The 25,340-nt window shown below is 34.4% G+C and carries 20 protein-coding genes; 9 read left to right on the top strand and 11 right to left on the bottom strand.

The annotated features are described in order from the left end of the window. Positions 1–143 precede the first annotated feature (143 nt). Positions 144–1,169, top strand: coding sequence for a LacI family DNA-binding transcriptional regulator (locus JG29_RS00445; RefSeq protein WP_045922010.1), 1,026 nt, complete (start codon positions 144–146; stop codon positions 1,167–1,169). 64 nt (positions 1,170–1,233) lie between these two features. Here the strand turns inward: JG29_RS00445 and JG29_RS00440 are convergent, their stop codons facing one another. Together JG29_RS00440 and JG29_RS00435 are read right to left on the bottom strand one after the other, a co-directional pair. After that, positions 1,234–2,736: a UxaA family hydrolase gene (locus JG29_RS00440; RefSeq protein WP_045922009.1), complete on the bottom strand. Its 1,503-nt coding sequence runs from the start codon at positions 2,734–2,736 to the stop codon at positions 1,234–1,236. A 2-nt stretch (positions 2,737–2,738) separates the two neighbouring features. After that, entirely contained in the window at positions 2,739–4,166 is a 1,428-nt protein-coding gene (locus JG29_RS00435) for a tagaturonate reductase (RefSeq protein ID WP_232297066.1), read from the bottom strand. Positions 4,167–4,611: 445 nt separating this feature from the next. On the opposite strand from JG29_RS00435, the gene JG29_RS00430 reads away from it, so the two are divergent. The 5 genes from JG29_RS00430 to JG29_RS00410 all read left to right on the top strand — a co-directional run bounded on the left by JG29_RS00430 (position 4,612) and on the right by JG29_RS00410 (position 11,530). Then, positions 4,612–6,081 carry a glycoside-pentoside-hexuronide (GPH):cation symporter gene (locus JG29_RS00430; RefSeq protein WP_084232461.1) on the top strand — a complete coding sequence of 490 codons (1,470 nt, stop codon included), beginning with the start codon at positions 4,612–4,614 and terminating at the stop codon, positions 6,079–6,081. Between the two features lie 24 nt (positions 6,082–6,105). Beyond that, complete coding sequence (gene uxaC, locus JG29_RS00425; protein ID WP_045922007.1) at positions 6,106–7,551, top strand: glucuronate isomerase; 1,446 nt, start codon at positions 6,106–6,108, stop codon at positions 7,549–7,551. Between the two features lie 14 nt (positions 7,552–7,565). Continuing rightward, positions 7,566–8,447 carry an aldose 1-epimerase family protein gene (locus JG29_RS00420; protein ID WP_045922006.1) on the top strand — a complete coding sequence of 294 codons (882 nt, stop codon included), beginning with the start codon at positions 7,566–7,568 and terminating at the stop codon, positions 8,445–8,447. Positions 8,448–9,131: 684 nt separating this feature from the next. Then, positions 9,132–10,295 (top strand): amidohydrolase, encoded by a 1,164-nt coding sequence (locus JG29_RS00415; RefSeq protein ID WP_045922005.1) that lies wholly within the window; start codon positions 9,132–9,134, stop codon positions 10,293–10,295. 47 nt (positions 10,296–10,342) lie between these two features. Then, on the top strand, positions 10,343–11,530 hold the full coding sequence (locus JG29_RS00410; RefSeq protein WP_045922004.1) for a hypothetical protein: 1,188 nt from the start codon (positions 10,343–10,345) through the stop codon (positions 11,528–11,530). Between the two features lie 198 nt (positions 11,531–11,728). On the opposite strand, the gene JG29_RS00405 is transcribed toward JG29_RS00410, so the two are convergent. Beyond that, entirely contained in the window at positions 11,729–12,037 is a 309-nt protein-coding gene (locus JG29_RS00405) for a DUF6506 family protein (RefSeq protein ID WP_045922003.1), read from the bottom strand. Between the two features lie 126 nt (positions 12,038–12,163). Between JG29_RS00405 and JG29_RS00400 the strand changes: the two genes are divergently transcribed. After that, the gene (locus tag JG29_RS00400) at positions 12,164–13,120 is read left to right on the top strand and encodes an NAD(P)-dependent oxidoreductase (RefSeq protein WP_052696256.1); all 957 of its coding nucleotides are present in this window, start codon (positions 12,164–12,166) and stop codon (positions 13,118–13,120) included. Between the two features lie 198 nt (positions 13,121–13,318). Here JG29_RS00400 and JG29_RS00395 read toward each other — a convergent pair whose 3' ends face one another. From JG29_RS00395 to JG29_RS00365, 7 genes are all read right to left on the bottom strand, one after another. Continuing rightward, positions 13,319–14,080, bottom strand: a complete 762-nt coding sequence (locus JG29_RS00395) for an acetoin reductase (RefSeq protein WP_045922002.1) — start codon at positions 14,078–14,080, stop codon at positions 13,319–13,321. 51 nt (positions 14,081–14,131) lie between these two features. Further along, positions 14,132–14,902, bottom strand: a complete 771-nt coding sequence (locus JG29_RS00390; RefSeq protein WP_045922001.1) for a (S)-acetoin forming diacetyl reductase — start codon at positions 14,900–14,902, stop codon at positions 14,132–14,134. Between the two features lie 166 nt (positions 14,903–15,068). Continuing rightward, positions 15,069–16,202 carry an NAD(P)-dependent alcohol dehydrogenase gene (locus tag JG29_RS00385; protein WP_045922000.1) on the bottom strand — a complete coding sequence of 378 codons (1,134 nt, stop codon included), beginning with the start codon at positions 16,200–16,202 and terminating at the stop codon, positions 15,069–15,071. A 246-nt stretch (positions 16,203–16,448) separates the two neighbouring features. Then, positions 16,449–17,615: an MFS transporter gene (locus JG29_RS00380; protein WP_045921999.1), complete on the bottom strand. Its 1,167-nt coding sequence runs from the start codon at positions 17,613–17,615 to the stop codon at positions 16,449–16,451. A gap of 100 nt (positions 17,616–17,715) precedes the next feature. Next, the gene (gene potE / locus JG29_RS00375) at positions 17,716–19,041 is read right to left on the bottom strand and encodes a putrescine-ornithine antiporter (protein WP_045921998.1); all 1,326 of its coding nucleotides are present in this window, start codon (positions 19,039–19,041) and stop codon (positions 17,716–17,718) included. A 26-nt stretch (positions 19,042–19,067) separates the two neighbouring features. Then, a complete protein-coding gene (gene speC / locus JG29_RS00370) occupies positions 19,068–21,260 on the bottom strand; it encodes an ornithine decarboxylase (protein WP_232297064.1) in 2,193 nt (730 codons plus the stop codon). 92 nt (positions 21,261–21,352) lie between these two features. Beyond that, positions 21,353–21,544, bottom strand: a complete 192-nt coding sequence (locus tag JG29_RS00365; protein WP_045921997.1) for a helix-turn-helix domain-containing protein — start codon at positions 21,542–21,544, stop codon at positions 21,353–21,355. A 149-nt stretch (positions 21,545–21,693) separates the two neighbouring features. Here JG29_RS00365 and JG29_RS08520 point away from each other — a divergent pair, with 149 nt between their 5' ends. Beyond that, entirely contained in the window at positions 21,694–22,083 is a 390-nt protein-coding gene (locus JG29_RS08520; protein ID WP_052696255.1) for a helix-turn-helix domain-containing protein, read from the top strand. Between the two features lie 356 nt (positions 22,084–22,439). Here the strand turns inward: JG29_RS08520 and lplA are convergent, their stop codons facing one another. Further along, positions 22,440–23,453 (bottom strand): lipoate--protein ligase, encoded by a 1,014-nt coding sequence (gene lplA, locus JG29_RS00355; RefSeq protein ID WP_045921996.1) that lies wholly within the window; start codon positions 23,451–23,453, stop codon positions 22,440–22,442. A gap of 335 nt (positions 23,454–23,788) precedes the next feature. Between lplA and JG29_RS00350 the strand changes: the two genes are divergently transcribed. Continuing rightward, on the top strand, positions 23,789–25,015 hold the full coding sequence (locus tag JG29_RS00350; RefSeq protein ID WP_045921995.1) for a CPBP family intramembrane glutamic endopeptidase: 1,227 nt from the start codon (positions 23,789–23,791) through the stop codon (positions 25,013–25,015). Positions 25,016–25,340: the final 325 nt, after the last annotated feature.

The raw sequence follows: 25,340 nt of genomic DNA, 5'->3' as shown, positions 1-25,340 counted from the left end.
TAAATTCTTTTAAAATGGCGCTCTTTTTTATCGTTAATTAATTTTGCTTGAAATTATAATAATGAAATGTTTATTATTAATAAGCATAAACATATTAGTGGGTGAAGATAACATCTTCTCTCTCATTAGATGGAGGCCCCTACATGAAATTGCTGCCTAAGCAAAACATTACGCTGAAGACCATTGCTAAATTAGCTCAGGTCTCTCCTACTACTGTTTCACGAGCTTTAAACAACAGTTCTAATATAAAACCTGAAACCAAAGCCAAAATCATCGCTCTTGCTAAAAAGTTAGGTTACGTGCCTAATTTAACAGCTAAAGCTTTAGTAACTAAACATTCCTATATTATTGGTGTTTTTTTTACCAGTTTATCTTCAGGCACTTCTGAAAGTTTTTTAAAAGAAGTTATTAATCAAGCAAATAATATTTTACCTAATGGTTATACACTTGCAATTAACGATATTAATAGCATCAGTAAAAATAAAAATTTACTTAGTCATAATTACGATGGTATTATTGTCCTCAGTCAATCAAAAAGTGATGATAAATTCATTGCTGAAATAAAAAATCGACAAATGCCCGTGGTAGTTTTAAATCGGCAAATTTCTAGAAATGATATTTCTAACTACAGTAGTAACGATTTTCTAGGTGTTAAAAATATGATGGCCTATGCAATTAGAATGGGCCACCGTAAATTTGGACTTATTAAGGGAATTGATAGTTTCGAATCAACCAAAGAAAGAACCAGGGGTTTTTATAATGTTTTACATCAATATGGTTTAACTATTAATCCAGAATTAGTCAAAACAGGTGATTATAAACCTAAAAGTGGAAATATTGCCATGCGCCAAATTCTTACTTCTGGCAAAATTCCTACCTGTGTTTTTTGCGAAAATGACGATATGGCTCTAGGTGCCATTAAGGCTTGCCAAGAATTAGGGTTTCAAGTACCGGAAGATATTTCCTTTATCGGCTATGATAACACAGACTATTCCAAATATCTTATACCCAGTTTAACCACTGTTCGAAAACCAACTGATAAGATTATAGATTTAGGCATCAAAAAACTGACAGAACTTTTAAGTCAAAAAAACACTAAAGTAAATATCGACAAAATTAATATTACTCCTGAAATCATTGTTCGAAATTCCGTTGCCGATCGCCGTTAAACAGTCTGGTTCTGAGTAAAATAAATGCTTCATGGTTAATCCCAAATGAAGCATTTATTTAATTCTATTCAGTTACGCCTATTTTAAAGATAGCTAAGCCATGAATTCCATACTTTTCATTATTAGTTTTTTCACCGCTGGCTACATCAATAATGTATTGAATAAATTGATCTGCTAACTTATCCATAGGTGTATTCATTAATTGTCCAGCATCAAAGTCAATCCAGCGCGGTTTTTTCTTAGCAATATAAGAATTAGATGAGACCTTCACCGTAGGTACATAAGTGGCAAAAGGTGTTCCTCTTCCCGTAGTAAAGAGAACCATTTGGCAATCAGCCGAGGCTTCAGCTGAAGAAGAAATCAAATCATTACCAGGGGATTGTAATAAACTCAAACCATTAGTCCGAATCTTTTCTCCGTATTGTAAGACATCGTTAACTGGTGACGTTCCCGATTTTTGTGTACAGCCTAATGATTTATCTTCTAGAGTGGTAATCCCACCTTCTTTATTACCAGGAGACGGATTTTCATAGATAGGCTGATTAAATGACTCGAAGTATTTTTTAAAATCATTAATTAAAGAAACAATCTTTTCAAAAGTGGCTTCATCTTTAGCCCGCGACATCAGAATAGTCTCAGCCCCAAACATTTCAGGAACTTCAGTTAAAACTGTTGCTCCGCCTTGGGCAGTAACAAAATCAGATAATCTTCCTAATAAAGGATTGGCAGTGACCCCAGACAATCCATCAGAACCACCACATTTAAGGCCAATTTTTAACTCACTTAACGGTTGGGGAGTCCTAACGTCATTAGCTGCTGCGGCGTTAATTTCTTTTAACATATCTAAAGCAGTACCTAATTCATCATCTACTTCTTGAGAGACCAAAAATTTAATTCGTTGAGGATCAATCGGACCACCAGCTTTTTCTAATTCCGCCTTCATACCTTCCATTTGGTTATTTTCACAACCTAAACCAAAAATCAAAACCCCGCCTGCGTTAGGCTGTAAGGCAGCATCTACTAATATCTTTCGTGTCTGCTCAAAATCATCTCCCAGTTGAGAACAACCATAAGGATGCTTTAAAACTACTACATTATCAAAAGAACCATTATCCGGATAAAGCGCTTTAAATTGTTCCACGATAATATCTAACAGTGGATTAATACAGCCCACTGTGGGGATGATATATAAATCATTGCGAATTCCCACCTTACCATTAGGACGTTTATATCCCATGAAAGTCCGAGAATCTTTTGCTACTTTATTTTCAAATTTTACAGGATTGTAAGTGTAAGTTAATTCTCCGGATAAATTAGTTTTGACATTATGGGTGTGCAGCCACGCTCCTTGATTAATAGGTTGTGTAGCATGACCAATGGTAAAACCATATTTAATTACGTTTTCATCTGTGGCAATATTTTTTAAAGCAAACTTATGCCCTCTTTTAATATCTTCTTGCAGTGTAAAAGAAGTGCCATCGTCTAATACAATCGGAGTTTCCGCCGATAAATCTTGTAAGGCGACGCCTACTGAATCCTTAGGATTTAAAATAATAAATTGATTCATAATTAATCTTCCTTTTCGTTAATCATTTGCACCGCTTTACGAGATCCTTGTTGGTCAATAATTTGTAAATCTTGTTTCACTAAGTCGATCAAACCGGGAAATTGGGTCAAATCCTCACCCCATAATTTTTCATCAGCCAGAGTAGCTTGAACATAATTATCTTTCTGTCGTAATTCTTTAAATTCAGCTAAAACTTCTGGTGTATCCTCCGGAGCAAAATCTGCTTTTCCAGCATAAATCTTTAAGTAACTGGCTAAAGCTAGCGTAATTCTCAGAGGTAGTTTTTTCTCTTTAGCAAAATAGCGTTTAAAGGTGGGTAATAAACGAGCTTGAAATTTTGAAATACTATTTAAAGCAATAGAACTTAACTCATGATTAACATAGGGATTTTCAAATCTTTCTTTGACACCTTCTGCGTAATCATTCAATTCTTGTTCAGGTAAAGCTACAGTAGGAATAATTTCCTGATACATTTCATCATTTATAAATTTATAAAAATCTGGATCCTTCATTACCTGTCCCACAGTATCAATGCCTGCTAGACGAGCAATAGGGCTCATTGTTGTGTGAGGTCCGTTCAATAACGATACCTTACGATTACGATAAGGCTGCATATCATCAGTTACGACTACATTTAATCCAGCCTCTTTTAAGGGTAATAACTTTTCTAACTTCTTATCGCCTTCAATAACAAAAATCAAAAATGGTTCTGCTTTGACAATTAAGCGATCATGATAATTCCATTCTTTTTCTAAATCTGCTGCTCTTTCTTTTGGATATCCCGGAACAATCCGATCTACCAAAGTAGCATAAAAGTCATTTTCCTGATTAATCCAGTCTACAAAATCCTGACCTAAATCCCATAATTGTGCATATTTTAGGACTATTTCCTTTAGGGTATTACCATTATGATTAATTAGTTCACACGGAATAATCTGAAAACCTTTCTTGCCCAACTTAAATCTTTCATAAAGTAAGGCTGTTAGTTTTCCAGGATAAGAGTTTTGCGGCTGATCCGTTAGGTTATCGTTTTCATCAAAAGCAATACCTGCTTCTGTAGTATTTGAAAAAATAAATTGAATATCATCGTTTTTAGCCAGATCTAAATATGATTGATAATCTTCATATGGGCGAATAGTTTCATTGATACTCTCAATAATTTCATGATCTTGGACTTTTTGTCCGTTTAATTTTCCTTCTAACAAAGTTGTATAGAGATCATCTTGTTCGTCTAATACTTTAGTCATGCCCCTATCTATTGGCTGGACTACAGCTACACCTCCTTGAAATAAACCTTGTTTATTCATCTGCTGAATCTGCCAATCAATAAAAGCTCTTAAAAAATTGCCTTCACCAAATTGAATTACTTTTGTTGGATATTGAGGTAATTTACGAAACGTATTATCAAGTTGCTTTAATTCCTTATCCATCATAACCTCCATTTAATAAACTAACTCAGTAACGTTACTTTATAGATTGCAATAATATTAATTACGTTAACGATTTCATAATAGGAATTATTATTATAATTGTCAACTATATTATTTTTTTTATTCACAATTATTTTTTATTTTCTGCTTTTAAAATTTAAAAAGTTAAATTAGTAATAATACGCCTAATAGTTGATTACAAGGGATTTAGGAGCAACAAATATCTCTATTTAAAATAATTTTTTAGAGGTAAAATTTTTATTTTATTTATTTTTTATATTGTGAATTATTAAATTTATGGTTGACTTTTAAACTAAAATGCAATATTATGCAATCGTTAACATGTTAACCTTTACACAGTATATTTTATAAAATAACTAGTTTTTATATTTTTAATTAGGATCTTGCTATCACTTTACTTATTACTTTAAGAAGAGGAACAAAAATGGCAGAAAATAAAACCGTCGATACAGCTAAGCGACAGAAAACACTGGCGCAGGAATTAGCCACTGGAAGTTCAGGTAAACGAATACCATTATATCAAAAAATAGCTTATGGATTTGGTGATTTTGGTAACGGCTTCATGTTTGATTTAGGACAAGCGTATTTAACCAAATTCTGGATTGATGCAGCAGGTATTGGCGCTGGAGCCGTAGCTGGTATTTTTGGGTTTACTAAGATTTTCGACGCTTTCATGGATCCCGTTGCTGGTTCAGTAATTGATAATCGGAAAAAGATTGGTAAGGCAGGTAAATTTCGGCCGGTAATGATGATTTCCGCAATTTTGTTAGGAATTATGACTGTTGTCACTTTTACTATGCCGGATTTATCTCCCACAGGTAAGATCATTTATGCTTATGCAGCTTACATGATTTGGGGAGCAATATACTCCTTTACCAATGATCCTTATGGATCTTTAGCATCAGTTATGAGTCGAGACGTCCAAGATCGTAGTTTCTTGGCTACTTCTAGACAAGTAGGTTCTGTAGGTGCTCAATTTCTAACAGGTATCGCTTTTATTCCACTTATGACAATGTTCAGTGGTGGTAATTCAAAGCATGGATTTTTTATTGCTTCTATTATCTTCGCAGTATTAGGAGTTTTAATGTTTTTAATTTGCTATTTAGGAACAAGAGAAAATGTGCAAGTTCACCGCGATAAAGAGGCTAAAGCTGAAGGTTTTAAAGATTACTTTAAAGTAGTATTTACTAATGGACCGCTTTTTGTCATTATTCTTATGACTATTTTTACTATTTCCGCAATGAACACTAATAACCAAATGATGGTATTTTTTGCTCAGTATAACTTAGGTAACATCGGTCTACAGCCAATTGTCAATGGTATTATGATGGGTACCTCGATTGTAGGAGTATTTTTAATTCCTACGTTAACTAAACATTTTGGCAAGCGTAAAACAGCAATGGTTAGTTTTGTCGTTGGTGCTGCAGCAAATATTTTAAACTTCATTTTACCTACTAATGTGATAACCTTTATTGTTCTTGTTACTATTGGTTATACTGCTTTAGCTATTCCTAATGGAATTACTTGGGCTTTTGTTTCGGATGTTATCGATTATGGAGAATGGCATACGGGAATGCGTAAAGAAGCTATTACCTATGCTGCCTTTAATTTCTCACGCAAATTGGCTCAGTCTTTAGCTGCACTTGTTAGCGCGGGAATTTTGGCTTTAACAGGATATATTGCCAACGCTCATCAAACTGCCCGTACTCTTACCGGGATTAAAGCGGCGATGACACTTTATCCGGGAGTTTGTTTATTAATTGCTGCAATAGTTATTGGTTTCTTATACAAATTAACGGATGACAAATATGTGCAAATTGCCCAAGATCTTGATAACGGTGTTTGGGAGCATGGTAAAATTGGCGATCAAGATGTCAAAAATAAAAATAATTAATAAATTTAAAGGAGAAAATTAACTATGGCTTTATTAGACGACGACTTTTTATTAAGTAACGAAATAAGCAAAAAATTATTCAATGATTATGCAAAAGACATGCCCATTATTGATTTCCATTGTCACTTAAACCCCAATGAAATCTATGAGAATAAAAACTATGCCAATATTACAAGAATTTGGATTAATGAAGAACATTACGGTGACCATTATAAATGGCGCTTAATGCGCGCTAATGGCGTACCTGAAGAACTCATTACTGGCGATGGTGATGACTATGATAAATTTATGGCTTGGGCTAAAACTATCGAAAAATCTGCGGGCAATCCTTTATATGAGTGGACTCATTTAGAGCTCAGACGCTTTTTTGGTATTAATGAAACCTTCAATACTAAAACCGCTCCCGCTATTTGGGAAAAGGCTAATAAGTTATTGCAAACGGATGACTTTAAACCGCGCAGTCTTATCCGTAACTCCCACGTTTATGCGGTATGTACAACAGATGATCCCGCTTCTGATTTACACTATCATAAGCTTCTTAAAGCCGATGAACGGCAGAATGGTTTTAGAACTTTACCAGCCATGCGTCCGGATAAATTAATTCAAATTGAACGTGACGGTTTTGGCGATTATCTTAAAACTTTAAGTCAAGTATCTGGAATTGAAATTACTAATTTCGATACTTTGATTAAGGCCTTACATCAAAGATTTGAGTACTTTAATGACATGGGTGGACGACTATCTGATCATTCATTATTAACCTATCATTTCCACGAAGCTAATACTGAAGAACTGAATAATATTTTCAAAAAAGGAATTGCCAATGAACCTCTCAGTCAATTAGAAATTGACAAATACCTGACCATGCTCTTAGAAAATCTGATGAAATTAAATAAAGAATTCGACTGGACTATGCAGTGGCACATTAACTCCGTACGTGATATCAATCGTCCAATGTTTGATCAATTGGGCCCAGATACTGGTTATGATGCAATTGGAACTCAACCGGATATTGTGCTGCATTTACAAAAATTATATACAAAAATGCGAGATACCAATGACCTTCCTAAGACCATCTTCTATTCTTTAAATCCTAATGATTGGATGGAATTAGCAACGATGATGGGCTGTTTCCTAGAAGGCGGCGTTCAACGGATGCAATTAGGCGCCGGCTGGTGGTTCAACGACACGGCTGAAGGGATGCATGAACAGCTCAGGGTTTTTGCTGAAGAAAGCTGCTTGCCAAACTTTGTGGGGATGCTGACAGATTCACGTAGTTTCTTATCTTATCCACGGCACGAATATTTCCGGCGCGTATTATGTAATTTTTATGGTGAATTGGCTGAACAAGGAAGAGTTCCTGATGATGTTGAATATCTCGGCAAAATTGTCCAAGATATTTCTTATAATAATGCTTATAAATTCTTCGATTTCTTTGACGATGCAACCCCGCAAGAACTGTTTAATTAAAGGAAGCTGAAAAAATGCAAACAATTGAAAATGATTTCTTTAAAGCCGAAATCGATGAACAGGGAGCACAATTAACTCATTTATATCAGAAAACTGATCATTATGACTACATTTGGAATAATGACATCTGGCCAAAGCACGCCCCAGTTTTATTCCCAGCAATTGGCCGTTCTAACAAGGATAGCTATCTCTATAAAGGCACTACTTACCAAATGCCGCAGCATGGATTTGTTTCCGATTATACTTTTAATGTCCTTTCTAAAGCCAAAGATACTGTCACTTTACAGTTGACTGCCAATTCCCAAACTCTCCAAAACTATCCGTTTAATTTTACTTTATCTATAACTTTTAAACTACAAGCTAGTGGGTTACATTTACAATTTAGTGTTATTAATAACGATAATCAAGCTATGTCCTTTTCGTTAGGATCACATCCTGCTTTTAATGTACCTATTGCCGATCAAGGAGAGTTTACTGATTACCAATTAGAAATTACGCCCCAAGTAAAACAGTTGACGCAATTTGATATTATCAAAAAACCATATCCTTTTCGACAGGGTACTACGTCTTTAGTACCCAATTACCAAAATGGGATTATTAAATTAGACTATCAGATGTTCCATAAAGGCTTGATTATTATTGAAAATTCTGGATTAGAGTCAATTAAACTCTCGTCACAACAAAGCAGTCATAGCATTCAATTATCATTACATGATTTTCGATATGTTTGTCTCTGGACTAAAGAAGATGCCCAAGCACCTTTCTTATGTATTGAACCTTTTGCAGGATTACCTGATGTCTATGGCAAACCAGTCGATATCATGCAAAAAGAAGGCAATGATCTTCTCTCACCGGGGGAAAGTAAAAATTTGCAATATGATATTACCATCCACTAACTAAAGCATCGGCTATTAATAAAAAAAGCAGCTGTAGAATTATCTACAGTTGCTTTTTTGTCTTTCTTGCAATTAATTTATAAACATCCAGAATAAATCATCCAAATAATTAGCTTAATAAATCAACTAGAACATCTTGCTGTGGGTTTGATGATACCAGCACAATAAAAAATTTAGATTACCATAGGTTTTAGTATATTAAGTAATTAAATTCTTGTTTCAGCTCCAAAAATTAAAAACATAATCTTCTGAAATTTTGTTTATTTCAGCCTTATTCATATATATATAAGCGGACTGGATAGTACTTTCACTTGCAATAATTTTTTCTACTATTGTAATTTTGGTCTTAAGCATTTAATTATAGTATTTTGCAGCCTTTTCTGATCTTAATTATCCCCCCAAAATAAGAAATATTTTTAATTTTTAAATTACAATTTTAATATGATTTTAATCGCGAAACATCTCTATAAATCATTTTTTAAACATCTTAAGATTCGCAATTAACTGATAATTAACAGTATTATTCGTAAATGGATCAATTTAGCTTAAAAAAATACCGAATATAATTATTAAATTAGATTTTTTTACAAAAAGGATTGACATTAAAAAACACAAAAAGTATGATTTTTATTAAATTTATCTAATTTAAATTAGTAAACTACTAATGTTCAAGGAGGAATCAATATGCAAATACCTCAAGAAATTAAAGATTGGCAAGATGAGTTTATTCAGATTAGACACTTTTTACATCAGCATCCAGAGATCGGCTTACAAGAGCGACAAACTGCTGATTTTATCGCCAATAAACTAAGCTCTTGGGGTTATGAGGTGCATGCACCTATCGGGCCTACTGGTGTAGTTGGCCAAATAAAAACGGGGCACAGTGACCAAAAAATTGGTCTGCGCGCTGATATGGATTGTTTACCCATACAAGAAGAAACCGATCTTCCTTATGCTAGTCAAAATCCCGGTTTTATGCATGCTTGTGGACATGATGGCCATATGACAGTATTACTGGCGGCAGCTCGTTATCTAGCTTTAAAACAAAATTTTGATGGTACACTCAATGTCATTTTTCAACCGGGAGAAGAGGGATTACACGGAGCCCCCAAAATGATTGCGGATGGACTGTTCGATAAATTTCCTTGTGATCAGATTTTTGGTTTTCATAATTGGCCTAATTTTCAAAAAGAAATGATCTATATTGAACCTGGTGTAATCATGGCCTCATCAGATCGTTTAAAAATTGTTATTCAAGGACATGGTGGTCATGCTTCTGCTCCGGATAAATGTCTTGATCCTACGATTATTGGGTCCCAATTAATCAACAATTTACAAACTATTGTATCTCGTAATGTCAATCCCCAAAAAGCGGCAGTTATCACAGTAGGATCTTTCGTTGCTGGTGATGGGTCGACTTATAATGTTATTCCCGATACAGCCACTATTCTTTTAAGTATTAGAACTTTGGACAAAAAGGTGCGGCAATTGGTTTTAAAAAGGGTTAAGGACATGATTAACGGCTTAGCTCAAGCTTATGATGTCCCTATTACAATTAAACACCGTCTGATCTCTTTACCAGCTCAAAATGAAATTCAGGCTACTACTTTTGCGCAAAAAGTTGCGCAAACAGTCTTTGGGAATGATCATGTTAATACTCATTTTGAACCTGTAATGGCTAGTGAAGATTTTGCTTTTATGCTGGATAAAGTTCCTGGCTGTTATGCCTTAATGAGTAATGGCCCTAGTGATGCTTATTTGCATAGTTCTAAGTACAATTTTAATGATTCTATAATCGCTCCTATGGCTACATATTTTATTAAACTTGTAGAAACTTATTTAGGATAGTTAAAATTTCAAGCACTTAAAAATCTAAATAAAAAAGAAGTCTTAATATGAAATTTATTATTGCATTTTTAATAGTTATGTTATTCATTATGATAGGTGAATGGGTTTCATCATTAACTCATGCGTATATTCCCTCAGTTTTTGTAACAGCAGTTTTATTTATGATTGGTTTTTGGACCATTGTTCCCAAAAATGTTGTGGAAACTGCTTCTTTTGGTTCTAATTTTAGTGCCATTTGTTTAGGGCTAACATTAGTTAATTTAGGAACTTTAATGAGTCTCAAAGAATTGCTCCAACAATGGCGAGCCGTTTGTATTGCTTTGTTAGGAATTGTCGGCACTTTAACTTTAACTTTGACTATTGGTACTTGGATTTTCAATTGGCATACTGTGGTGGCTGCTGTGCCGCCATTAACGGGTGGATTAGTAGCAGCCTTATTAATGACTACTGGTTTAAAGGCTCAAGGTATCAACTATTTGGTAGCTTTGCCAGTATCCATGTTTGTTTTTCATTCCTTAGTCGGATATCCCTTAACTTCTTGGCTTTTGAAAAAAGAAGGCAAAAGATTGGTTAATGAATTTAACTCTTTACCTGCAAGTCAGAAAAATTCAGTAGCCAAACTGAGTAATGATGATGATTTACAATCTAAACATTTTTTCCATCTTCCCCAACAATATCGTACTTCCTCTTTTATTTTAGTAAAAGTTGCCTTAGTAGCTCTTTTAAGTAACTTGGTAGCCACGGCAATTCATCCGTTTATTAATATTAATGTTAATGTTATTTGTCTAGTCTTTGGTGTTATCGCTCATCAATTAGGCTTCTTAGAAAGCCACGCCCTCAACAAAGCCGGAGTTTATGACTGGCTAATTTATGGTTTATTGGCTTATATTTTTTCTCAACTAAGTATTACTACTCCTCGTCAAATGGGAACGATTGTCGTTCAGATTATTGTTTTAATTGCCTTAGGATTATTGGGAATGTTTATTGCTTCCAGCCTGTTAGCTAAACCTTTTAAAATGACTTGGCAAATGGCTTATGCTTGCTCTTTAACTTGCTTGTTTGGATTTCCTACCGATTATATTCTGACTTCCGAAGTATCGCGTGAAATGGCCCATAATAAAGAAGAAGAAAATTATTTATTGGCACACATGATGCCCAAAATGTTAGTCGGCGGCTTTGCCACTGTTTCTATTGCCTCAATTATTATTGCATCCATTTTTCTTAAATTACTATAAGCTTACTTACCTGCTCTCAGATCCTTAAAATAGTTGGATTCCATTACATTTTAGGTCCAAAAAAATTATTGGATAGGAAAACAGCTGTAGAATAAATTAAGATCTTACAGCTGTTTTTATTATATGATGATCAATTCACATATCTTGTCTTTATCTAATTTCATAAGTCTATTAAAAATAAGATCAAATATTGTCGCTTTAATTAAAAAGCTGATCGCCACTTTGAAAATCTAATCCCGGATGATTATCAAATCTAACTACACCCACGGCAATCTCATCACTAACTGCAGCTTTGATTTTAGCCGTTCCCATAATTCCAAAACCACCACACAATTCGATTGCCTTAACACCTTTGTTTTCTAAAAACTGGGCTGCTTTAACAGCATCATCATAATTTTGTGCACCAATAGCAGTTAGATTAACACTAGGTGTGGACACTGTCTTAAAATCTGAATGATAATTAGCCTGTGCAGCTAAAAAAATAAAACCTGCTTCTAATTTTGCCATTTTTAATCCCCCGTTATTTCAAATTGATTATATTATATCATCAATGAAGGCGCTTTACTAAATATAATAAGCGCAACCATTGCCGATTATAATTTATAGTTGTAATCTAGCATTGAGGTGATACTATTGAATATTCTGGTTGCTGCCCATCATGATCAAGTACAATTTAAAAATATAATAGATCAAGACCCCCAATTTCAGAATGATAATATTTTTTATGATGACGAGCAAACTCTGGATCAGACTACCCTAGCAAATATAGATATCTTACTAGGTAATAATCAAGAACTGCTCTCTAAAATATTGAATTTACCTCAGGCACATCTTGCCTGGATTCAATTATTATCTACGGGAATTGACTATTTACCTCTCAAACAAATTCAACAACACCACATTCTCTTAACCACACTGAAAGGTCTTCATGCGGAACCCATTGCTGAATCTGTTATCGGAATGATCTTAAGTCATTATCGGGCCCTGAATTTTGCCAGTCGCCAACATAATTGGCAAAAATTAACGACTGATCTTCAAATGTTGTCCAATAAGCAAGTTGTTATTTTTGGTACTGGACATATTGGTAGTCGGTGTGCGCAATTACTGCAGGCATTTCATGCTCATACTATTGGCGTCAATCATAATGGACATCCGGCTTCTAATTTTGAAAAAACCGTCGCTACTAAAAAGCTCAATTCTGCAATTTTTCAAGCTGATATTATTATTAATACAATGCCCTTAACTCCAGATACGAAAAATTTTTTTAATACTGCTTTTTTTAGTCAATTGACCAATCAGCCATTATTTATTAGCATTGGTAGAGGCTTAAGCACCAATACAAATGATCTAATCGCTGCTTTACGCCAACAGCAAATAAGTAGCGCTGCTTTAGATGTTACTGATCCGGAACCGCTGCCAAATGATAATCCGCTGTGGCAAATGGAAAACGTTTTAATTACGCCGCATATAGCGGGTGATTTTCAAGAATATCCCCAACAAGCAATTCAACTTTTTCAAGAAAATTTGCAACAATTTCGGCAAAATCACACCGTCAATATTAATTTAGTAGATTGGAATAAAGGATATTAGTTTACACAGTCGAAAAAGGTCAGTACTTCATTGAGAGCTGTTTTACGAGAATTGACTGTCGCTAACCATAATATCTAGTTTGATCAAAAATAACCATTAAGTCCAATCAGAACTTAATGGTTATTTGTTTAGTTTCCCAAATGATAAGTACTATTTAAAACTTCAAAAGCAACTCTTTTAGTAATTAAATATTTCGGCTTAGGCGTAATCAATACCACCATCAACAATAATTGACTGTCCTGTAATATAGTCAGACTTCGGATCAGCTAAGAAAGATACTAAATTAGCTACATCTGCTGGAGTTTCTCCACGGCCTAAGGCGATGCTATCAATATTCTTTTGAAGACTTGCTCCCAGCGGCAAATTATAAATCTTAGCCATTTCTGCATCAATTTGATCCCACATTGGCGTCAAGACAATTCCAGGGCAATAAGCATTGACGGTAATTTTATCTTTCGCTAATTCTTGCGCCGCAGTTTGGGTTAAACCACGTACCGCAAATTTTGTAGCAGAATAAATACCCAACATTTCAAATCCTTGATGGCCAGCAATGGAACAAGCATTAATAATTTTGCCCCCAGTTTTTTGTTTTTGAAATTGTTTAGCTGCTGCTTGAATGCCATAAATATCACCTTTAACGTTGATATCTAAAATTTGGGAAATATCTTTTTCTTCTGCGTCAATTAAAGGACCAATTTTAGCAATTCCCGCATTATTGACCATGACATCTAAGTGCTCAAAATCTTTTACGACGGCAGCAACTAAATCAAATACACTTTGCTTTTGGGCAACATCTACAAAATATCCTTGAGCGCCTTGGCCAATTTCGGCTGCAACTTTCTTAGCATTATCTTCTTTCAAATCGGCTACAGCCACTGTTAAGCCATCCGCGGCTAATTGTTTTGCTATTCCAGCACCAATACCCTGACCTGCTCCAGTTACAATTGCTACTCTTTTCATGATCTGCAACTCCTTTTTGACCTTCTCAATGAATAGTCATTAATTTTAGGGTTAATTAAATACCATTCCGCCATCAATCAATAAGGCTTGCCCCGTCATATAATCTGAATCGGGACCAGCCAAATACGAAACACAAGCAGCAACGTCTTCAGGCTCAGAGAGTCTGCCTAAAGTAATATCCTTAGCATACTGTGCCATCCCCCATGCGTCATCTTTTCCATTTTCTTGCGCTACTTGATGGGCAATATCCATCATCATAGGAGTTTTGACAATACCGGGACAATAAGCATTGACAGTAATATTATCTTTAGCTAAATCACGAGCTGCTGTTTGGGTAATACCTCTAATCGCAAATTTGGTACCACTGTAGAGTGCCAAATTAGGATTACCCACTTGCCCGGCTTGTGAAGAAGCATTAATAATTTTGCCACCATGACCTTGAGCTTTAAAGGCCTTAACAGCAGCTTGAATCCCCCAGTAAACGCTACCAACATTAACCGCATAAACATGCTCAAATTGTTCAGGAGTAATTGTTTCAATCGGTGTCGTCGGTCCTAAACCTGCATTATTAATTAAAACATTTAAATCACCTAATTTTTGTAATGTTTCTTCCACAGCAGCCATCATTTGTTCTCTTTTGGAAACATCAACTTTAACGGCGATAGCTTGTCCTTTTTGATTAATTTCTTGAACAGTTTGTTCTGCTCCTTCTAAATTAAAATCGGCGACGGCAACTACAAAGCCATCAGCACTGAGTCTTTTTGCAATCGCTTTCCCAATGCCTTGAGCTGCCCCCGTAATAAATGCTACTTTTTCCGTCATAGAAAAACCTCCTTTTCAAAAATATCTTCCCTCTCTAATAATAAACAATTTTCTTCACAATTTCACCTGTTTTCAGATAAAAATATTAAGAAAAAACGATCTTGAAATCCCTCAAGATCGTTCTTTCGTACAACTTACAATACTTAAAATTACTAGCTATTAAATATTAGTTTCCCGGCTGATATTCCGGATCAATAATTAAAACAGGTTTAATCACTTTACCATTATTAGAATCAGCATTAGCTTCGTTAATTTGGTCAAAGTTATAAACCTTTTCTAATTTATCAAATGGAAATTTGCCTTGCTGCCAGTAATTAACTAATTGCGGCAATAAGATTTGTGGAACAGCATCACCCATCAAAACCCCATCAACATGCTTTTGTTCAGCTGTTAATTCATTCCATGGCATAAATTCTAAGGTTTGCGCAGTTACAGCTATCGGGGCAAAATGACCACCAGAAGCTAAGGCTGATACACATTGTTTCATAATTTCTGCTCGGCCAGTGGTATCAATCGCATAATCAACGCCTTTTTGATTAGTTAATTCTTTAATCTTAGCAACCCAATCATCTTTTTTACTATTAATTACATCAGTAGCGCCTAATTCTTTCGCGGTTTCCAAACGTTGATCTACAATATCAACACAAATAATTTTCGCACAGCCCCGAATGCTGGCAGCCATTAAAGAACCAGCACCAACAGCACCTGTACCTACAATGGCAATGGTAGAACCTGCTTCAGGTTTTAAACCGTTAAAAACTGTTCCGGATCCGGTAACAAAACCACAGCCTAAAGGACCGACTTTACGCAGATCTATACTTTTATCAATCACAGTAACATTGTTGGCCTGAACTAAAGTTTCAGTTGTAAATGACGATTGATTAAAGAAATTATGAACTGGCGTTCCGTCTTCTTTATGAAATGGTGTTTCTCCGTTAGGACGTACCCCGGCTGTATTCAGGTTTGCCCAGTTGAGACAAGAAGAAGGGTGACCTGTACGGCATTGCTCACAAGTTCCATCATAATCATATGATAAAATCACATGATCACCGGGTTTAATATTATTAACTCCAATTCCTACTTTTTCTACAATTCCTGCGCCTTCATGTCCTACTACTCCAGGATAAGGATAAGCTCCTGCAGAGCCATCGCGCACAGCTTGATCCGTATGACAAATTCCGCTGGCAACCATCTTTACGAGAACTTCACCCGCTTGTGGCTCATCATCTAACTGCAATTTTTCTAATTTAAAGTCGGCGTTCTTTGCTTCAATCACAGCTGCTGTAATTGTCTTCGTCAAAAAAAACACTCCCCTTTGTTAATTATTTAACGTCCTTATTATAATTCGAAAAGTCCTTAAAGAAAAACGTTACGACTATAAAATTAGATAATAATAGCAAGTCTTTCAGAGAAAACGGGCAGTGTTTGCTGCAATTTTCCATCTGAACATTGCCGAGATTTTAATTATCAAAATCTTGCCAGAATTATTTACTTTTAGATGTACATTTAATTGTCTTTGCTGATTTTGTCATTTAATAAATGTTACTTATTGATCTAGATCATGTTTTTTATTTTGATAGACAGAAAAACTAAAAATAAAAATAGCAGCCATTATAATTAGCACTAAACATAGAAATAAAACCTTATAATTAAAACAATCAATAATTGCCGCTCCGATAAAGGGGCCCACCGCCTTACCGCCAGCAGTAAACATTTGCACAAGCCCTTGATAAATACCACTTTCATTATTAGGCGCATAAATATCAACTAAACTAGCCACTCCGGGAAATAAAAGAATTTCACCAAAAGTTAAGAAAGCCATCGATATTCCTAAAATAAAATAATTATGATTCAACAATAGAATAAAAAAAGCAACTGCGAATAAAAATAGTCCGACATTAATTCTCGAAATGATATGCTTAATCAAAAAGTCATTAAAAAGGGTTAAAACTGGTTGGAAAGTTATGATTAAAACTGCATTTAATGTCCACAGAAAACTATATTGTTTAATACTGAAACCTTTACCCAGCATATATGCAGAAAGATTACTCTGCCATTGCGTATAAACAACCCAAGATAATAAAAGAGCTAAGAGCACACTCCAAATCAAAAATTTGCCTTTAACAACAACTTTCTTTTTGGAATAGCCTTTATTGTAATTAACGATATTAAAATATCTAATAACTATGATTAAAAAAATCACTTGAGTTAAACTAGCTAAAGTAAAAATATAACTTACGCCAATCTTTAATAAATAACCAACGGCTAGAGTTCCAAAAACTAAGCCAAAATTACTTGTAAAATACAGCATATTAAAGATTGAGCTTGTTTTTTTATTTTGTACACGAGTAGCCAAAGAATAAATACAAGTTGTTAAGATGCCATTGGAAAACCCGGATAAAACAATTAAAAAAGCATAGATAGGCCACGAGTTTAAAAATATTAATAAGCCTAAAGCCAAAATATTAATCATTACTCCCACTAAACTTGTGTAATATATACTCCACTGATCAAATAAAATTCCCCCTAACCAATTTCCCAGCATGGTAGCTAACTGGTTAACACCTAAAACTATACCAGCAACGGTTAAGGTCTGATGTAAAGTATTGTGCATATAAATAGTATTCAGCGGCCAAATAAAGCTCATCGCTGTACTAGTTATCAATGATCCAATTAATAGCCATTTTAGTTGAATAAAGTACTTATTCTCCATTTTTATATCCCATCTCAATTTAATAAATAAACTGGCCGAAATATAATTATATCCCGACCAGTTTAATCTGTTTATAAAGAATTTATTTAGATAATTATTTCTAATTATTTACTTTTTGAACATCAAATTTATAAGATACTAATCCATATAAAGTCCATCCGGCAAAAGTTACCAACGCTCCCCCAACTAGAGCCGTGGCTCCCGCGGTATACAAGGCATAAATACTATATATCGAGGCGATTAAAGCAATAACGTTAGTTAAGGTTTGACTATTTGGTGATATATTTTCTGTTTTTTGCATAGTCTTTAAAGCAGCCATAGATAAAATGTACGGAACTACATTTGTTACCACTGCTAAATTAACTAAAATGGTAAATTGTTTGGATAATGAAGGACTAATGGTCATCAAGGATAATAAAGATTGTAGAATTGTAATTATTACCATTCCCATTATTGGTGTTCCATTACTGATAGTTTTACCAAAAATTTTAGGAAAATAGCCTTCAATAGCAGAAGAACGAAAAACTTCAGCTATTGTAAATTGCCATCCTAATAAAGATCCAAAACAAGACAAGACCATCAAAGCCATGACAATTTTACCTGCTAACGGATTAAACATTTGAGCAAAAGCATAACCAAATGGAGCATTAGAATTGGCTAATTGAGAACTAGGAACAATCCCTTGCATAACATTGGTTGAAATTATATACATTATAGCAGCCCCAATTGTTCCACCTAAAACCGCAATTGGTACATTCTTTTTAGGATTTTCTACTGAATCCATGTTTGCAGAAGCAGATTCCAATCCTAAAAAGGCCCATAGAGTGATAGAGATAGACTTACTTATTCCAGTAAAGAAATCATAATGGTGCGGATTCCAATTAGCAGCATATAATTTACCACTAAAGAAAAACCATCCCACAATAGATATAAAAACTACTGGGATTATAACTCCCCAAACAGTAAAGGTACTAATTTTTCCAGTAATACTTGGGCCACCAAAATTTAAAACTGTAGCTAACCAAAGTGTAAAGATGGTAGCTAAAGCTACTTGAACTGGCGACAAAGTTATATCAAAAACGGCAGCCGCATAACCAACCGCAGATATCGCAATAGCTGCATTAGCAATTACTAAAGAAACCCCATAGGTATAATTGGCTAAAAATGATCCAGCCTTGCCGAAGGAATATTCTGCATATCCCCCCATTCCTCCTTGTTTAGTTGTATACATACCAGCCCGGGAAAAAGCGTATGCCAAACACATCGCACCACCAGCTGTTACTACCCAGGAAAGGATTGACATAGTTCCAACCTGAGCCAAATTAGTAGGCAACATAATAATACCGGAGCCCATCATATTAATAGCTGTGATAACGGTTAATTGTATCACGTTCATTTTCTTTTTTTCTTGAGCCAAAGTTCCCATCATCCCTTAATCATTTTAAATTTTATTTATTGTGCTGATTCATCATAGACATAGCCATAAGCTACAGACTGTCCATTTTCATCTTTAAAATAAACACCCTGAATTTCAGGTGAAAAGCCTGGGAACTTATTAATTCCTTCATTTAAAATCAGGAAGTAAGCTTGCGCTTCTTTAGTCCATTTTTCTCCTGGAACAATACAGAAAATCCCTGGAGGATATGGTAATGCCCCTTCTAGAGCTGTCATTCCCACAATATCTTTTAAAGGAACTAGTTTGGCATTATTTTTCAACAATTCAACATTAGCGTCATAAGGAGTCATTGCCTGTTCTGGGAAATAATCACTCAAAAACATCTTTTTTTGATAATCTTTGGCTTTACGATCTTTATAAAAATCATGCAGCTCTTGACATAACTGTCGAATAGTATAGCCCCGATAGCGTTGCTCATTTTGCTCATATAAACTAGGTAAGACTGTTTCTAAAGGCGCATCTTGATTAACTAAAGATTCAAATTTAATGATTTGCGAAACTAAGTTATTCATCTTGTCCGGAGTTTCTGCAGGTGTCATCAAAAATAGAATTGAATTTAAGTCATTCTTTTCCGGAATAATTCCGTGTTCCCGTAAATAACTGGCTAAAATTGTAGCTGGAATTCCAAAGTCTTCATATTCACCAGTTTCCGCATTAATTCCGGGAGTAGTAAGCATAAATTTATTTGGATCGACAAAGTATTGATTTTCTGCGTAACCATCAAATCCGTGCCACTTTGCACCGGCTTCAAAACGCCAATAATCAATATCATTTACCATTTCTTCTGTATCACCATCTTCCCATGGTTTACCATGGACAACTGGTGGTACAAACGGACGAATCATCGTCGCATTTTTCAAAAGTTTTTTACGGGCATTGACGGTAGTTACTAATGTATCATGCCATAATTTTTTACCGGCTTCGCCTTCCTGCATTTTGGCATTAACATCCAAAGTAGCAAAAATTGGGTAGAAAGGAGATGTAGAAGCATATTGCATATAAGCATTATTGAAACGTTTATGATTGATATAGCGTTTTTGCCCTTTAATATGCGAATCCTTTTTATGAATTTGCGATGCTTGTGAAAAACCCGCTTGTTGTTTATGAGTTGATTGTGTGACCAGAATACCTGGATCGTCAGGTCCCAAATCTAATAATAATGGCGAAGAATCTCTCATCATTGGAATAAATTGTTCATAACCTACCCAAGCAGAATCAAATAAAATATAATCGCAGAGCTTACCAATTCTTTCCACAACACGTTTAGCATTATAAATGGTCCCGTCATAAGTTCCTAATTGAATAACAGCTAATCTAAAAGGACGTTTAGCTTTGGCTTTTTCTGGATCAATCTGAGCAATTTTTGCTCTAATGGATTTTTCATCAAATTCACTAGAATAAATTCCGCCAATAAAGCCATAAGGATCACGAGAGGTTTCTAAATAAACCGGAATTCCACCACTTTTTACTAAAGCGGCGTTATATACTGATTTATGATTATTACGATCAAACAATACTAAATCTCCCGGTGCTACAGCTGCGGTGATCGCAATATTGTTAGAAGTGGTCGTACCATTCATGACAAAATAGGTTTTATCTGCGTTAAAAACTTTAGCGGCATGTTTTTCAGCATCCATTGCAGGACCTTCATGGATTAACAAATCTCCCAAGGCCACATCAGCATTGCAAATATCTGCTCTAAAAACATTTTCACCAAAAAAGTTATATAATTGTTGACCTGCTGGATGCTTACGGAAATATTGGCCTCCCTGATGACCAGGACAATCAAATTGAATATTGCCCCGTTCTACATATTCTTTAAGCGCTTTAAAGAATGGTGGCAATACTTGGCTTTCATATTTAGTTGCTGCTGCTTCAATTTCACGATCATATAGGCGACGATCTGATTCTACATTAATATCAATAATATGATAGATTTTTGCCATTAAGTCCGCGGATAAATCGCTATCACCTTGGGAAATAACAAAAATTGGGATATTAAATTTCTGAGCATCAACTTTATTAATAATATCTACATCGTTATCTCCAACAACTACGGCTGCTACATCAACAAAGTTTGATTTATAAGCGTCAACAACGGTTCTATCTGTGTCAAAAAATGGGCGGCATTGTTCAGTTGCTGCGATGTTTAATTGATCAATGTAATTATTCTTTTTCATACGCGTCATTTGTTCTCCTTATTTTCTGGTTCAAAAGTATAAATGTAACTTTTTTCACAATCATGGATAGTATATCTTGTTCATAATTGATACATTATGTTTCATTTATCTACAAAGAATCGTGTCCAATCAAAATGCATAATTTCTGCTATTTTTTGTGCAACTTGCGGGCTTGGTCGTCTTTTACCACTTTCTATAAAGGAATAATATGGACGTTTTATTCCTGCCATAGCAGCAACACTATATTGCGTCATATGTAACCCCTTTCTAATATTTTTTAACCATATCCGCATTTTATCACCTCTTCTTTTGTAAACGTTTCGTTACATTTTTAATAATAATAAACAATATGAATTCTGTCAATGCGAAAAAGCATCTAACCGCATCTAATATCATGGTAACAAACTGTTACCATTAAAAATAAAATAAAGGAGAATTTGCAATGTTTAACGAAAGATTAAAAAATGAACGCAAACTACATCATTATACTCAGGAGTTTATCGCCAAAAAGATTGGAGTTACTAGAGCAGCCTACTCAGCCTATGAATCCGGTAAAAGACAACCTAATTTTGGAATTTTAAAAGGTATAGCTAAAATTCTTAACGTATCTACTGATTATTTACTAGAAATTAGCAATCAAAAGCGCTATCGCAATAATATTGACACTCAAAGACCTGATTTAGGTTCAATGGCTGAAGAAATTTTAGCTATCATTCAAAAAGATACTGCTGCTGATTTTTGGGGAGAACCTGCTTCTAAATCTCAAAAATACTATTTACAAATAGCCCTTAAAATCGCATTAAAACTATGTAAAGAAAGTAAAAAAAAATGATAAAGAAACCTGCTAATCCATGAGTTTCTCAATGCAATTAGCAGGCATTTTTATAAAGAACGTTAAAATTTAAAACTTTAATTTGCTTTGAAATCCAATTTAGTCCCATTAATTCTGGATCATATATTTGCTGATACTTCAAAGCAGTATTAACTTCTTAAAATTAGTCAAGTAGAGACCAAAAGAAGTCTTAATTGGTTTTCTTTTAGATAATTTCTTGTTAATGTAATTCATATTTTAATTAACATAATGTTACATATATAGCTGCAAAATCTGATCACTATAAGCACCAGTCATCTTCAGAAATTAAAAACTTCCCGTATTTAGTTAGACAATTCAGAAATAATTTTTACTACTTACGGAGCTATCAATTGAAGAATATCATGGGGCTTGATACCTGTAAAATACTGCTGCAATTCATTATGATCTAACATCTCTTGCAAGCTGTCGTAGTCATAAGGACGACCAATTAATTGACGCTCCAATAGTTGAACATCTTTTTCACCAAAAAAGTCTCCATAAAAGCGCACTGCCTTAATTATGCCGTGCTCTACTTGAAAACGCGCATCAATTGTCCCCATATCAAAATGCTTTCTTTTTTGAACAGTAAATTTTGGAGACTTACCATAAACCCAATCCCAGTTGTAATAATACTTTGCTTTTAACTGATCAATAACAGCTTCGTCTTCTGCGGTTAAATGATATTGATGATCTTTAATTTGGTCTAAACTCTGGGCGTGGAACAAACTTAATAATAAGACATCACGAAATTGCTCAGTTGTCAGGTTTTGATATTTTTTATCTAAATAGGGGCGAATATTAGTTACCCGACTACGGATAGATTTAATTCCTTTGGATTGAATTTTGTCATTATTAACATGTAAAGCTTTTGTCATTGCATTCAGATCGACGTTATATGACAAAGTACCATGGGAAAAAGTTTTACCATTTTTGGTATACATAGCATTTCCGGAGAATTTTTTACCGTCAATGGTAATATCATTTCGACCGGTAACTTGAGCACCTTGCGCACCTAATCTATGTAAGGCCTCTACAATTGGTTGAACTATTTGCTTAAAATTACCAAACTGCTCGTCAGCAGCATCGACAACAAAACTAAAACATAAATTTCCCAAATCATCATAGATGCCGCCACCACCAGAAACCCGCCGCGTAACGGTAATATTATGCTCATGTACGTATTCATTATTGATCTCTTCGATCGTATTTTGATTACGACCAACAATAATACACGGCTTTTGAATATAAAAAAGTACTAATGGTTCTGCAAAATCCTTTTGTTCTGTTAAATATTGTTCAGTTGCTAAATTATCCCGAATATCCCGAGATGGCATTAAAACATAATACAAAATTATTCCTCCTTTATAATATTAGAAACGATTACATATCTAGTATAAATATTAATGCTATAAGTTTCAAAGTCACCTCGTTTTTCTAGCTGAGTAACTAAGAAATCAAATAATTATTCTCCTCAAAAACAAGACTTATTTACCATAAGAGTGCTTAATATCAACGAAAATATTGGCTGCTAGCTGGAAATATTTATTCTGATTGTTCTGAATATTTTATATATAAAAAGCTATCGGAAATTATTTAAATTACTCTTTTATGGACAGATACTTCTTATAATGGTACTTTTTAGAAATAGACCTCTGTAAATTTACTAACTTAATGGAGAAAATATATGGCATATAAATTACAACACAATTCACATATCCGCTATTGGTTTCTGGGACAATATTTTGGTGAATTAATCATTTTAACTTGCATCATGCTAAGGCGAATTCTAGGAACGGCAATTCAAAACCAACCCCTAGGACTAGTTTTATTGCTGAGTATCGTTGCCTTTATTATTATTCTGCCAGGTATTTTTCTCATCGATTCCCAAGAGGCGCACTTGTCCAAACTCAAAAATTGGCAACGTTATGCCCGCTTGTTTAACCACTATTTGCAATCTCTCAGTCAAGCTTTAATTTTACCTGGCATCTTCATGGTATTGAGTTCGATGCTTCAGAGTAGAGTCACTTTTTGGAATAATACTATTTTTATAATCATAATGCTTTATAGTTTAATCATGTATATCCCCGTAGGAATTCTCGCTTTAAGTCGAATTCAAGCTGTGAGCGGCCGCTTGCTAACAACTATGTTTATGGCTTTGATCATATTAGGAACACCACTTACTAATAACCGCAATTTAAATAAAATTTTATTAGATTTTATTCACAGCGGTTTTTTAGCTGCTATGAGCTTTATTGTTTTAACTCTTATTGTAATGCAGATATGGAATTTTCCTTTACCTAAATTGGCTTGGCCGACTCAAGGATCCCCAAAAGTCCTTACCTTCTTAGTCACTTTGTGTTTAGTATTTATTTTCTTTAATACTTTTAGTACCGCTACTAATTGGCAGCAAATTCTGACCCATTTTGATTTTCACATTTCGGCACTTTCTTTAAACTTTATTTTATCCGGCCTGGAAGCAGGACTTTTAGAAGAATGGCTGTGTCGTTTTATTTTTCTTTATTTATTATTACGTGCTTTACAACACCGATCTTGGCAATTAGATACAGCCGTGATAGGAAGTTCTTTCATTTTTAGTTTAATTCATTTAACTAATTTAATAGCCCAAAATTGGGTGACTACGCTCAATCAAGCAGCTTTTGCTTTTAGCATTGGCATCTTTTTGGCCGCACTTTATCTTTATACGAAGGCTTTTTGGTGGCCGGTACTTTTTCATATTAGTTTAGATTTATTAAGTTTTATAACCAGTGGACATACCACTATGGCTGCTCCTTCTCAATTTAAATGGCAATTTTCTCTTTTAATAATGGCTATTTTTCTCGTTACTGCTCTGTTTTTATTGAGCGGTTCCCACCGAGAAATAATGCACAAAAATGTTTCTGAATTACTTTAGAATAACTTGGGTAAATTGAAATTATTCCTAATTGTAAGATAGGCTTTTTACATGCTTGCTTTTATTTGTCATGCTGTGGGTAATAAAATTTTTAGCGATTCCAGTTTATTCTTAATACAAATAACAACAATGATTAATAATCTATAAATAAAAAAAAGCCGGAATATTCTGCTTCTTTTTTATAAATGAGCGTATCGCTTAAATTTCTCAAAAAAGTAAAAATCTTTTTGTTACTCAAAAAAATAATTATCAGAAAAATACCCCTATTAGGTAACACGCTCACGGCAAGGTCTCATAGCTATCAAATCATTTAGAAAATGCTATT

It is taken from the genome of Bombilactobacillus mellis, from assembly GCF_000967245.1.
GTDB classification, from domain to species: Bacteria; Bacillota; Bacilli; order Lactobacillales; family Lactobacillaceae; genus Bombilactobacillus; species Bombilactobacillus mellis.
The sequence above is the reverse complement of the archived record's forward strand: the minus strand, read 5'-3'. Positions and strand labels throughout refer to the sequence as shown.